The organism is Pseudomonas sp. KH_024_B2 (assembly GCF_057839965.1).
The window spans coordinates 1,154,448-1,166,638 of record NZ_CM174502.1 but is presented as its reverse complement, the minus strand read 5'-3'; the positions used below and the strand labels follow the sequence as shown (position 1 = coordinate 1,166,638).

General features: G+C 58.6%; 11 protein-coding genes. 7 read left to right on the top strand and 4 right to left on the bottom strand.

Features of this window, described 5'->3' with window-relative positions:
• From frr to rpsB, 4 genes are all read right to left on the bottom strand, one after another.
• The gene (gene frr, locus AC3I0A_RS05465) at positions 1-558 is read right to left on the bottom strand and encodes a ribosome recycling factor (protein ID WP_489376592.1); all 558 of its coding nucleotides are present in this window, start codon (positions 556-558) and stop codon (positions 1-3) included.
• Positions 555-1,298 (bottom strand): UMP kinase, encoded by a 744-nt coding sequence (pyrH, locus tag AC3I0A_RS05460; RefSeq protein ID WP_489376591.1) that lies wholly within the window; start codon positions 1,296-1,298, stop codon positions 555-557. Before pyrH ends, frr begins: the two co-directional genes overlap by 4 nt.
• A gap of 209 nt (positions 1,299-1,507) precedes the next feature.
• Positions 1,508-2,371, bottom strand: a complete 864-nt coding sequence (tsf, locus tag AC3I0A_RS05455; RefSeq protein WP_489376590.1) for a translation elongation factor Ts — start codon at positions 2,369-2,371, stop codon at positions 1,508-1,510.
• 196 nt (positions 2,372-2,567) lie between these two features.
• Positions 2,568-3,308 (bottom strand): 30S ribosomal protein S2, encoded by a 741-nt coding sequence (gene rpsB, locus AC3I0A_RS05450; protein WP_489376589.1) that lies wholly within the window; start codon positions 3,306-3,308, stop codon positions 2,568-2,570.
• Between the two features lie 382 nt (positions 3,309-3,690).
• Here rpsB and map point away from each other — a divergent pair, with 382 nt between their 5' ends.
• The 7 genes from map to AC3I0A_RS05415 all read left to right on the top strand — a co-directional run bounded on the left by map (position 3,691) and on the right by AC3I0A_RS05415 (position 12,065).
• Positions 3,691-4,473 (top strand): type I methionyl aminopeptidase, encoded by a 783-nt coding sequence (map, locus tag AC3I0A_RS05445; protein WP_489376588.1) that lies wholly within the window; start codon positions 3,691-3,693, stop codon positions 4,471-4,473.
• A gap of 47 nt (positions 4,474-4,520) precedes the next feature.
• Complete coding sequence (locus AC3I0A_RS05440; RefSeq protein WP_489376587.1) at positions 4,521-7,223, top strand: [protein-PII] uridylyltransferase; 2,703 nt, start codon at positions 4,521-4,523, stop codon at positions 7,221-7,223.
• 121 nt (positions 7,224-7,344) lie between these two features.
• Complete coding sequence (gene dapC / locus AC3I0A_RS05435; RefSeq protein WP_489376586.1) at positions 7,345-8,544, top strand: succinyldiaminopimelate transaminase; 1,200 nt, start codon at positions 7,345-7,347, stop codon at positions 8,542-8,544.
• Between the two features lie 458 nt (positions 8,545-9,002).
• Positions 9,003-9,311, top strand: coding sequence for an arsenate reductase (locus tag AC3I0A_RS05430; RefSeq protein WP_489378424.1), 309 nt, complete (start codon positions 9,003-9,005; stop codon positions 9,309-9,311).
• Positions 9,312-9,344: 33 nt separating this feature from the next.
• Positions 9,345-10,379: a 2,3,4,5-tetrahydropyridine-2,6-dicarboxylate N-succinyltransferase gene (gene dapD / locus AC3I0A_RS05425; RefSeq protein ID WP_489376585.1), complete on the top strand. Its 1,035-nt coding sequence runs from the start codon at positions 9,345-9,347 to the stop codon at positions 10,377-10,379.
• A 76-nt stretch (positions 10,380-10,455) separates the two neighbouring features.
• Positions 10,456-11,661, top strand: a complete 1,206-nt coding sequence (locus AC3I0A_RS05420) for an aminotransferase class V-fold PLP-dependent enzyme (protein WP_489376584.1) — start codon at positions 10,456-10,458, stop codon at positions 11,659-11,661.
• Entirely contained in the window at positions 11,658-12,065 is a 408-nt protein-coding gene (locus AC3I0A_RS05415) for a SufE family protein (RefSeq protein WP_489376583.1), read from the top strand. The genes AC3I0A_RS05420 and AC3I0A_RS05415 overlap by 4 nt, the downstream gene beginning before the upstream one ends.
• The last annotated feature ends 126 nt before the right edge of the window (positions 12,066-12,191 follow it).

The following is a 12,191-nucleotide window of genomic DNA, read 5'->3' as shown; positions in this document are numbered from 1 at the left end:
TTATACGGCCATCAGGTCCGCTTCTTTTTGCTTCACGGCCGTTTCGATCTCCGCCACGAACTTGTCAGTCAGCTTCTGGATATCGTCTGCCGCGCGGCGCTCTTCGTCTTCGCTGATCTCTTTTTCCTTGACCAGGTCTTTCAACTGGCTCAGGGCATCGCGACGAATGTTGCGCACCGCTACACGGCCGTCTTCCGCTGCTTCACGCGCCTGCTTGGTGAAGCCCTTGCGGGTTTCTTCAGTCAAGGCAGGCATGGAGATCAGCAGCAACTCACCCAGGTTCGTCGGGTTGAAGCCCAGACCGGAGCTCTGGATCGCCTTATCGACCGCTTGCAGCATGTTGCGCTCGAAAGCCACGACTTGCAGGGTGCGCGAATCCTTGACGGTCACGTTCGCCACCTGGTTCAGCGGGGTATCAGCGCCGTAGTAAGGCACCATCACGCCACCCAGGATGCTCGGGTGAGCCTGGCCGGTACGGATTCGGCTGAACGCGTGCGCCAGCGATTCCAGGGATTTGGTCATGCGCTCTTGAGCGTCTTTCTTGATTTCGTTGATCATTGCTGGCCTTCCTCGATCAGAGTCCCTTCAGCGCCGCCATGTACGATATTCAGCAGGGCGCCGGGCTTGTTCATGTTAAATACGCGCAACGGCATCTTGTGGTCGCGGCACAGACAGATGGCTGTCAGATCCATTACACCCAGCTTGCGATCCAGCACTTCATCATAAGTCAGATGATCGAACTTCTCGGCATGCGGGTCTTTGAATGGGTCAGCAGTGTAGACACCATCAACCTTGGTCGCTTTCAGCACGACATCAGCATCGATCTCGATCGCTCGCAGACAGGCTGCCGAATCCGTGGTGAAGAACGGGTTGCCGGTACCGGCCGCGAAGATCACGACTTCCTTGGCGTTCAGGTGACGCATGGCTTTGCGGCGATCATAGTGATCGGTCACGCCAACCATGGAAATAGCCGACATCACGATCGCCGGGATATTCGCACGTTCCAGCGCATCGCGCATGGCCAGGGCGTTCATCACAGTGGCCAGCATGCCCATGTGATCACCGGTAACCCGATCCATCCCGGCGGCGCTCAGCGCTGCACCACGGAACAGGTTACCACCGCCAATCACCAGACCGACCTGAACGCCGATACCGACCAGTTGGCCGACTTCCAGCGCCATGCGATCGAGCACCTTGGGGTCGATCCCGAACTCTTCCGAGCCCATCAGGGCCTCGCCGCTAAGCTTGAGTAGAATGCGTTTATAGCGAGCCTGATAACCACTGCCCTGCTGAGCCATTGCGAATCTCTCCTGCGGCGTATTTTAAAAATTCTTTGCAAGCTGTTTGCAGCCTGCGTTCACTCTAGCTTGACGCTATCACAGCGCCATCGGAACACGGCTTTGTAAGCCAGTTCCGAAGGGAAACCAAATAAATTGATCACCCCATTTGAAAAGAGGCTGCGCGCGTGAGCGGGCAGCCTCTTCAGGGCGACAGTTAAAAAACCGTCTTACTGCTTGGCAGCAGCCAGCTGGGCAGCAACTTCTTCAGCGAAGTTGTCTACTGGCTTCTCGATGCCTTCGCCCACTTTGAAGTAGGTGAAGGAAACGATTTCAGCACCAGCTTTCTTGGCCAGTTCACCGACCTTGATTTCAGGGTTCTTGACGAACGCCTGCTCAACCAGGCTGGCTTCAGCCAGGAACTTGCTGATACGGCCTTTAACCATGTTTTCAACGATGTTTTCAGGCTTGCCTTTGATTTTTTCTTCGTTGAGGCTCAGGAACACGGCTTTTTCGCGCTCGATCGCTTCAGCGGAAACTTCCGATGGCAGCAGGAATTCAGGGTTGCTGGCCGCTACGTGCATAGCGATGTCTTTGGCCAGTTCAACGTTGCCGCCTTTGAGGGCAACCACAACACCGATCTTGTTGCCGTGCAGGTAAGCACCTACAACATCACCTTCGATGCGAGTCAGACGACGGATGTTGACGTTTTCGCCAACTTTACCCACCAGGACCAGACGCGCAGCTTCTTGAGCTTCGATCAGCGGAGCAACATCAGTCAGCTTGTCAGCGAATGCTTTTTCAACGCTGGCAGCGACGAAGTTCTTGAAGTCGTCTTGCAGGGCCAGGAAGTCGGTCTGCGAGTTCACTTCCAGGAGAACGGCGGATTTACCGTCTTCCTTGATAGCGATAGCACCTTCAGCAGCAACGTTGCCTGCTTTCTTGGCAGCCTTGATCGCGCCGGAAGCACGCATGTCATCAATGGCTTTTTCGATGTCGCCGCCAGCCTTGGTCAAGGCTTTCTTGCAATCCATCATGCCTTCGCCGGTACGCTCGCGCAGTTCTTTGACCAACGCTGCAGTAATCTCTGCCATTTCAAAATTCCTCTTGGATAGGTTTTCAACCATTCCACCCGATCGAACGGGCGTTCAATTCTTGCCCCGAAAACATCAGTAACCGCCGCTCATGACAAAAACTGCAGAGGGCATGTCCAGCAAATGATTTTCGAGGTGGCAAAAAGGGGGCCAAGCCCCCTTTTTGCGTACTGAGTAAACGCTAAGCGCTAGTTACTCAGCCTTCAACTACTGCTGCTGGAGCGTCTTCGACGAACACTTCGGTGCCGCCAGCAACGTGGTTGCGACCTTTGATCACAGCATCAGCCATCGCACCCATGTACAACTGGATGGCGCGGATTGCGTCATCGTTGCCTGGGATGATGTAGTCAACGCCTTCCGGGCTGCTGTTGGTATCGACAACGCCGATAACCGGGATACCCAGCTTGTTGGCTTCGGTGATCGCGATGCGCTCGTGATCAACGTCGATAACGAACAGTGCGTCAGGCAGACCGCCCATGTCCTTGATACCACCCAGGCTACGATCCAGCTTCTGAAGATCGCGAGTGCGCATCAGCGCTTCTTTCTTGGTCAGCTTGGCGAAAGTACCGTCTTCAGCCTGGACTTCAAGGTCACGCAGACGCTTGATGGAGGCACGGATGGTTTTGAAGTTGGTCAGCATGCCGCCCAACCAGCGGTGATCGACGTACGGCGAACCGCAACGTGCTGCTTCTTCAGCAACGATCTTGCCAGCGGAACGCTTGGTGCCAACGAACAGAATCTTGTTTTTGCCCTGGGCCAGACGCTCTACGAAAGTCAGCGCTTCGTTGAACATTGGCAGGGTTTTTTCAAGGTTGATGATGTGGATCTTGTTACGTGCGCCGAAAATGTATTTACCCATTTTCGGGTTCCAGTAACGGGTTTGGTGACCGAAGTGGACACCGGCTTTCAGCATATCGCGCATGTTGACTTGGGACATGATAGTTCCTTGATAAGTCGGGTTAGGCCTCCACGCATCCCAATGACCAACCAGCAGCGTCGAGCTGAAGGCACCCAGGTCATCGTGTCGACACGTGTGTGGGTTTAAGCTTTTCAGGGTATCCCCGGAAAGCGGCGCATTTTATACCATAAGAAAGGGAAAAACGAAACCTGGATTAACACCTCCCGACACCCGCTTTTGCCCTGACCTTGGAATCGGGTCAGAATGCCCCACTACTATAAGAGAGAAGCGAAGGCGAGAGGCTCATGATTTGCACCGATCGTCTGTTAGAATCGTCTTTTTAGGGCTGCGAAGACGCAACATTCAGTCACGCAATCCATCTTCCGTATTCATAGCGCCATTGTGCGCCTAGAGAGCCTGTATGACCGTCACCCTCAAGACCCCAGAGGACATCGCAAAAATGCGTGTCGCCGGCAAACTGGCCGCCGATGTGCTGGAAATGATCGCCGACTACGTCAAACCCGGCGTCACCACTGACGAGCTGGACCGCATCTGCCACGACTATATCGTCAATGAACAGAAGGCTATCCCTGCCCCCCTCAACTACAAGGGCTTCCCGAAGTCGATCTGCACCTCGATCAACCACGTGGTCTGCCACGGCATCCCGAACGAGAAGCCGCTCAAGGATGGCGACACCCTGAACATCGATGTCACCGTCATCAAAGACGGCTATCACGGCGACACCAGCCGGATGTTCCATGTCGGCACCGTACCTGTCTGGGCCGAGCGCCTGTCGCAAGTCACCCAGGAATGCATGTACAAGGCCATCGAACTGGTCAAACCGGGCTGCCGCCTCGGCGACATTGGTGAAGTCATCCAGAAACACGCCGAGAAGAACGGTTTCTCAGTGGTTCGCGAGTTCTGTGGTCACGGTATCGGCAAAGTGTTCCACGAAGAGCCGCAAATCCTGCACTACGGTCGTGCCGGCACCGGGATGGAACTGAAAGAAGGCATGACCTTCACCATCGAGCCGATGATCAACCAGGGCAAAGCCGACACCAAGGTTCTCGGCGACGGCTGGACCGCGATCACCAAGGACCGCAAGCTTTCCGCCCAGTGGGAACACACCCTGTTGGTGACCGCTACTGGCTACGAGATCTTCACATTGCGCCGCGATGACACCATCCCTCGCGTTTCGGCCTGATCCGCCCTGTTCTGTTCGTACCTATAGAAAGAAAGGAAAGCCAATCGATGCCGCAGGTGGATCCCGAACTCTTCGACCGCGGCCAGTTCCAGGCGGAACTGGCCTTGAAGGCAAGCCCTATTGCGGCCTTCAAGAAGGCTATCCGCCAGGCCCGCGAGGTGCTTGACGAACGCTTTCGCAGCGGGCGGGATATCCGCCGACTGATCGAGGATCGCGCCTGGTTCGTCGATAACATCCTGCAAAAGGCCTGGGAGCAGTTCAACTGGAGCTTCGAGGCCGATATCGCGCTGGTCGCGGTCGGCGGTTACGGTCGCGGTGAGCTGCACCCCTACTCCGACATTGATCTGCTGATCCTGCTCGACAGCGCCGATCACGAGATTTTCCGCGATTCCATCGAGCGGTTTCTGACGCTGCTGTGGGACATCGGCCTGGAAGTCGGGCAAAGCGTGCGTTCGGTGGACGAATGTGCCGAAGAAGCCCGCGCCGACCTGACGGTCGTTACCAACCTGATGGAAAGCCGCACCATTACCGGCCCCGAGCGGTTGCGCCAGCGCATGCTGGAGGTCACCAGCACCGCTCACATGTGGCCGAGCAAGGATTTCTTCCTGGCCAAGCGCGCCGAGCAAAAGGCTCGCCACCACAAGTACAACGACACCGAATACAACCTTGAACCCAACGTCAAAGGCTCGCCTGGTGGCCTGCGGGATATTCAGACCCTGCTCTGGGTAGCCCGCCGCCAATACGGCACGCTGAATCTGCGCGCGCTGGCTGGCGAAGGCTTCCTGGTAGAGAGCGAGAACGAGCTGCTGGCGTCTTCCCAGGAGTTTTTGTGGAAGGTCCGTTACGCCTTGCACATGCTGGCCGGCCGTTCCGAAGACCGTCTGCTGTTCGATCACCAACGCTCTATCGCCGGGCTACTGGGCTTCGGGGGCGAGGACGCCAAGCAAGCCATCGAAAGCTTCATGCAGCAGTATTACCGAGTGGTCATGAGCATTGCCCAACTCAGCGACCTGATCATCCAGCACTTCGAGGAAATCATTCTCGCGCCGGAAGATGATGCGCCACCGCAACCGCTCAACTCGCGCTTCCAGCTGCATGACGGCTACATCGAAGTCACCCACGTCAACGTCTTCAAGCGCACGCCTTTCGCCATGCTGGAGATCTTCCTGCTGATGGCTCAGCACCCGGAGATCAAAGGGGTTCGCGCCGATACCGTGCGTTTGCTGCGGGAAAACCGGCATTTGATCGACGACGATTTCCGCAATGACCTGCGCAATACCAGCCTGTTCATCGAATTGTTCAAGTGCGAGATCGGCATCCACCGCAATCTGCGACGGATGAACCGGTACGGCATACTCGGGCGTTATCTGCCGGAGTTCGGCTTTATCGTCGGCCAGATGCAGCATGACCTGTTCCATATCTACACCGTCGACGCCCACACCCTGAACCTGATCAAACACCTGCGCAAACTGCAGTACACCCAGGTTTCCGAGAAATTCCCGCTGGCCAGCAAACTCATGGGCAAGCTGCCCAAACCCGAGCTGATCTACCTGGCTGGCCTGTATCACGACATCGGCAAGGGTCGGCATGGCGATCACTCGGACATTGGCGCAGTGGATGCCGAGGCGTTTTGCGCGCGCCATCATCTGCCGCAGTGGGACACTCGACTGATTGTCTGGCTGGTGCAAAATCACCTGGTGATGTCGACCACTGCCCAACGCAAGGATCTTTCCGATCCACAGGTCATCCACGATTTTGCGCAAATCGTCGTCGATCAGACCCGGCTCGACTACCTGTACGTGCTGACCGTCGCCGACATCAATGCGACCAACCCGACCCTGTGGAACTCCTGGCGGGCCAGCCTGCTGCGCCAGCTCTACACCGAGACCAAACGCGCCTTGCGTCGCGGCCTGGAAAACCCGGTGGACCGCGAAGAGCAAATCCGCCAGACCCAGAGCGCAGCCCTGGACATCCTGGTGCGCAGCGGCACCGATCCGGACGATGTCGAACAGCTCTGGGCGCAACTGGGCGATGACTATTTCCTGCGTCATACCGCTGGCGACGTGGCCTGGCACAGCGATGCGATCCTGCAACAGCCGGCCGACGGCGGCCCTTTGGTGCTGATCAAGGAAACTACCCAACGGGAATTCGAGGGCGGTACGCAGATTTTCATTTACGCGCCGGACCAGCACGACTTCTTCGCGGTGACCGTGGCGGCGATGGACCAGCTCAACCTGAACATTCACGACGCCCGGGTTATCACCTCCAGCAGCCAGTTCACCCTCGACACCTATATCGTGCTCGACACCGATGGCGACTCGATCGGCGACAACCCGCTGCGCGTCAAGCAGATCCGCGACGGGCTGACCGAAGCCCTGCGCAATCCAGCGGACTACCCGACCATCATCCAGCGTCGGGTGCCACGCCAGCTCAAGCACTTCGCTTTCCCGCCACAGGTCACCATCCACAACGACGCCCAGCGTCCGGTCACCGTTCTCGAACTGAGCGCACCGGACCGGCCGGGCCTGCTGGCACGGATCGGAACGATCTTCCTCGAGTTCGACCTGTCGCTGCAGAACGCCAAGATCGCCACCCTCGGCGAACGAGTGGAAGACGTATTTTTCATCACCGACGCAAACAACCAGCCGCTGTCCGACCCACAGCTGTGCAGCCGCTTGCAGGACGCCATCGTCGAGCAACTGAGCGACAGCCACGAACCCCCTATCGAACTGACGCGCCTAAGTATCTGAATTAACCAACTTTCCCTGTGGGAGCGAGCCTGCTCGCGAAGAGGCCGTCAGCTTCAACATCAATGTTGACTGAAACACCGCTTTCGCGAGCAGGCTCGCTCCCACATTAAAAGAGGCCCCCATGAACAACGCTCTTGACCAGTTGCAACCCTACCCGTTCGAGAAACTCCGCGCCCTGCTTGGCAGCGTCCAGCCGGACGCCGACAAGCGCCCGATCGCCCTGTCCATCGGTGAACCGAAACACCGCTCGCCAGACTTTGTGGCGCAAGCCCTGGCCAGCAACCTGGATAAGATGGCGGTTTACCCGACCACTCTGGGCATCCCGGCTCTGCGCGAAGCGATTGCTCATTGGTGCGAACGCCGTTTCAGCGTTCCCAACGGCTGGCTCGATCCGGCGCGCAACATTCTGCCGGTCAACGGTACGCGCGAGGCGCTGTTCGCGTTCACCCAGACCGTGGTCAACCGCAGCGATGAAGCACTGGTGATCAGCCCGAACCCGTTCTATCAAATCTACGAAGGTGCGGCGTTCCTCGCCGGGGCCAAGCCGCACTACTTGCCATGCCTGGATGAAAACGGCTTCAACCCGGATTTCGACGCTGTTTCGCCGGACATCTGGAAGCGCTGCCAGATCCTGTTCCTGTGCTCGCCGGGCAACCCGACCGGCGCACTGATCCCGGTCGATACCCTGAAAAAACTGATCGCCCTGGCCGACGAATACGACTTCGTGATCGCTGCCGACGAGTGCTACAGCGAGCTGTACTTCGACGAACAAACGCCTCCCCCAGGCCTGCTCAGCGCCTGTGTCGAATTGGGTCGCAAGGATTTCAAGCGCTGCGTGGTGTTCCACAGTCTCTCCAAGCGCTCCAACCTGCCGGGCCTGCGCTCTGGTTTTGTCGCCGGTGACGCCGAGATCCTCAAGGCGTTTCTGCTCTATCGCACCTACCACGGTTGCGCCATGCCGGTTCAGACCCAGCTGGCCAGCATTGCAGCCTGGAACGACGAAGAACATGTGCGCGCCAACCGCACGCTGTATCGGGAAAAGTTCGATGCAGTACTGGATATTCTGAGCCCGGTACTCGACGTGCAACGCCCGGATGGTGGCTTCTATCTGTGGCCGAATGTTGAAGGTGATGATGCCGCGTTCTGCCGCGAACTGTTCGCTGAAGAACACGTGACCGTGGTGCCGGGCTCCTATCTGTCCCGTGAAGTCGATGGCTTTAATCCGGGGGCCGGACGTGTACGGCTGGCACTTGTAGCGCCATTAGCGGAATGTGTTGAAGCGGCAACGCGGATTCGCAATTTCATTCGAGCCCGCCAGTAATCTCATCCCTGTGGGAGCGGCGGTGCGGCGATCCGGCTTGCCCGCGAAGCAGACGCTGCGGTCCACCAGGCCAACCGCGTCATCGTTCTTCGCGGGCAAGCCACGCTCCCACATTAGATCGCCTATCCCTGTGGGAGCCGGGCTTGCCCGCAAAGCAGACGCTGCGGTCCATCAGGTCGACCGCGTCATCAATCGACTGCTAATGGCACACATCAGGCAACAATCGCCATTGAAGTGCCATATTAGTCGCTTAAGCTGCCGCCCGAGCACTGCACGAAAGTCGCAGCTGGCCCGGTAGCGGTAACACAGTGCAACAAAGCCCGGCCGCAGCCGGCGCCTAAACCGCCCGGTCATGGCATAATCCGTCACCTTTCGTTTCCAGCACCTGCAAAGGAGGCAATTCCTTGACCGCTTCAAGCAAAACGTTGCACCTTTTCGGCATCAAAGCCTGCGACACCATGAAAAAGGCGCGCACCTGGCTCGATGAAAACGCTGTCAGCTATGACTTTCATGATTACAAAACGGTCGGAATCGACCGTGAGCATCTGATCCAGTGGTGCAACGAGCACGGCTGGCAAGTGGTGTTGAACCGTGCAGGCACGACCTTTCGCAAACTCGACGACGAACGCAAAGCCGATCTCGATCAAGCGAAAGCCATCGAACTGATGCTCGCACAACCTTCGATGATCAAGCGCCCGGTGCTCGATCTCGGTAGCAGAACCCTGATTGGCTTCAAGCCAGATATCTACGCGGCGGCATTCAATTAAGTCTGCCCGTTCATTTTTGTAAGAGGTAACTGCATGTCCACTACTCTATTCAGCCTGGCATTCGGTGTCGGCACCCAGAATCGTCAAGGCACCTGGCTGGAAGTGTTCTACGCCCAGCCGTTGCTCAATCCATCGGCCGAACTGGTGGCTGCCATTGCGCCTGTTTTGGGTTACACCGAAGGCAATCAGGCCATCGCCTTCAGTACCGCTCAAGCAGCGCAACTGGCCGAAGCCCTGAAAAGCATCGATGCCGCTCAAGCTGCGTTGCTGACCCGTCTGGCCGAGAGCCACAAGCCGCTGGTCGCCACCTTGCTGGCAGAAGACACACAACTGAGCTCCACGCCTGAGGCCTACCTCAAGCTGCACCTGCTGTCCCATCGTTTGGTCAAGCCTCACGGCCTGAGCCTGGCCGGCATTTTCCCGCTGCTGCCGAACGTGGCCTGGACCAGCCAGGGCGCGATCGACCTCGCCGAACTGGCCGAGCATCAACTCGAAGCCCGTCTGCGCGGCGAGCTGCTGGAAGTGTTCTCGGTGGACAAATTCCCGAAAATGACCGACTACGTGGTTCCGGCCGGCGTGCGTATCGCTGACGCGGCACGTATCCGTCTGGGCGCCTACGTGGGCGAAGGCACTACCGTGATGCATGAAGGTTTCGTCAACTTCAACGCCGGCACCGAAGGCCCGGGCATGATCGAAGGCCGTGTCTCGGCAGGCGTCTTCGTCGGCAAGGGTTCGGACCTGGGCGGCGGCTGCTCGACCATGGGCACCCTGTCCGGTGGCGGCAACATCATCATCAAGGTTGGCGAAGGCTGCCTGATCGGCGCCAACGCCGGTATCGGCATTCCGTTGGGCGACCGCAACACCGTTGAGTCCGGCCTGTACGTGACTGCCGGGACCAAAGTGGCGTTGCTCGACGAGAACAACGAGCTGGTCAAAGTCGTCAAGGCCCGTGAACTGGCCGGTCAGCCTGACCTGTTGTTCCGCCGCAATTCGCAGACCGGTGCCGTGGAGTGCAAAACCCACAAATCGGCCATCGAACTGAACGAAGCGCTGCACGCTCACAACTAAGCAGCGACTCGATGTTAGTAGAGCGGCCGGGCGCGTATCATCAGCGCCCGGCCTGCTCAAACGAGTCTTGACCACCATGCTTGTGCCCTCTCCCTGGCGCGCCGATTTTCCGGCCATCGCCGCTCTGCAACGGCAAGACCAGACCTATCTGGACAACGCCGCCACCACTCAGAAACCCCAAGCGTTGCTGGACGCCCTGACGCACTACTACGCCAACGGCGCAGCCAATGTACATCGGGCCCAACACCTGCCCGGTGCGCACGCCACCCAGGCGTTCGAAGACAGTCGCAGCAAGGTTGCCCAGTGGTTGAATGCCGGCGACAGCGGGCAGATCATTTTTACCCACGGCGCGACTTCCGCGCTGAATCTCCTGGCCTATGGCCTGGAACACCAATTCAATCCGGGCGATGAGATTGTCATCAGCGCCCTGGAACACCATGCCAACCTGCTGCCCTGGCAACAGCTGGCCCTGCGTCGCGACCTTGAGCTGATAGTCTTGCCACTGGATGCCGATGGCCTGATCGATCTCGACGCCGCGGCCAGCCTGATCGGCCCGCGTACACGACTGCTGGCGGTCAGCCAGTTGTCCAACGTACTCGGCGCCTGGCAGCCGTTGTCGGCGCTGTTGGCGATGGCCAAGGCCCATGAGGCCTTGACCGTGGTCGATGGCGCTCAAGGCGTCGTTCACGGGCGCCACGATGTGCAGGCGTTGGGCTGCGATTTCTATGTCTTTTCCAGCCACAAGCTCTACGGGCCGGACGGCCTCGGCGTGCTTTATGGCCGCAATGAGGCGCTGCGCCAACTGCGCCACTGGCAGTTCGGTGGTGAAATGGTGCAGAACGCGGACTATCAACATGCCTCCTTCCGCCCCGCCCCGCTCGGCTTCGAAGCAGGAACACCGCCGATTGCCAGTGTGATCGGTCTTGGCGCGACCCTCGATTACCTAAACGGACTCGATCAGCAAGCGGTGAATGCCCATGAGGCCGCATTGCATGCCTATCTGCTGCACGGCCTGCTCGCGCGCAAAGGCATTCGCTTGCTGGGTAAACCGCAGGTGGCGCTGGCCAGTTTTGTCGTCGAGGGCGTACACAACTCGGACCTTGCGCACTTGCTGACCGAGCAGGGCATTGCCGTGCGTGCTGGCCATCATTGTGCAATGCCGCTGCTGAAAAGCTTCGCCCTGCCGGGAGCGATTCGGGTGTCTCTGGCGCTGTACAACGACTCCGAAGACCTCGAACGCTTCTTCGAAGCCCTCGATCAAGCCCTGGAGCTGCTGCGATGAATCTGCCCGCCGAAGCGCTGACGGCGCTGGAAACCTTCCAGGCCGCCGCCGGATGGGAACAGCGAGCACGCCTGCTGATGCAGTGGGGCGATCGCTTGCCAGCCTTGAGCGACGTGGACAAGATCGATGCCAACCGGGTGCATGGCTGTGAAAGCCAGGTCTGGTTGATCGGTACATTGCAGGATGGCCACTGGCAATTCGCCGCCAGCAGCGATGCGCGGTTGATTCGTGGCTTGGTGGCGCTGCTGCTGGCGCGGGTCAATGGGTTGTCTGCTGCGGAGCTGCAACAGGTGGATTTGCCGGACTGGTTCAATCAACTTGGGCTGAGCCGCCAGCTGTCGCCGTCGCGCAGCAATGGGTTGAATGCCGTCTTGCAGCGCATGCGGGAGTTGGCAGGGTACTAGATCTGCGGTGTCAGTCAGGGCCTCATCGCGAGCAAGCTCGCTCCCACAGGGATTTGTGTTGGATGCAAATTCTGCAGCCAATGGAGATCAAGTGTGGGAGCGAGCTTGCTCGCGAAGGGGCCATCA

Bases quoted from the DNA above. Each gene is read 5' to 3' on its own strand.
- pyrH (WP_489376591.1), bottom strand. From the start codon at position 1,298: ATGGCTCAGCAGGGCAGTGGTTATCAGGCTCGCTATAAACGCATTCTA.
- AC3I0A_RS05440 (WP_489376587.1), top strand. From the start codon at position 4,521: ATGCCGCAGGTGGATCCCGAACTCTTCGACCGCGGCCAGTTCCAGGCG.
- frr (WP_489376592.1), bottom strand. From the start codon at position 558: ATGATCAACGAAATCAAGAAAGACGCTCAAGAGCGCATGACCAAATCC.
- map (WP_489376588.1), top strand. From the start codon at position 3,691: ATGACCGTCACCCTCAAGACCCCAGAGGACATCGCAAAAATGCGTGTC.
- AC3I0A_RS05430 (WP_489378424.1), top strand. From the start codon at position 9,003: ATGAAAAAGGCGCGCACCTGGCTCGATGAAAACGCTGTCAGCTATGAC.
- rpsB (WP_489376589.1), bottom strand. From the start codon at position 3,308: ATGTCCCAAGTCAACATGCGCGATATGCTGAAAGCCGGTGTCCACTTC.
- AC3I0A_RS05420 (WP_489376584.1), top strand. From the start codon at position 10,456: ATGCTTGTGCCCTCTCCCTGGCGCGCCGATTTTCCGGCCATCGCCGCT.
- tsf (WP_489376590.1), bottom strand. From the start codon at position 2,371: ATGGCAGAGATTACTGCAGCGTTGGTCAAAGAACTGCGCGAGCGTACC.
- dapD (WP_489376585.1), top strand. From the start codon at position 9,345: ATGTCCACTACTCTATTCAGCCTGGCATTCGGTGTCGGCACCCAGAAT.
- dapC (WP_489376586.1), top strand. From the start codon at position 7,345: ATGAACAACGCTCTTGACCAGTTGCAACCCTACCCGTTCGAGAAACTC.
- AC3I0A_RS05415 (WP_489376583.1), top strand. From the start codon at position 11,658: ATGAATCTGCCCGCCGAAGCGCTGACGGCGCTGGAAACCTTCCAGGCC.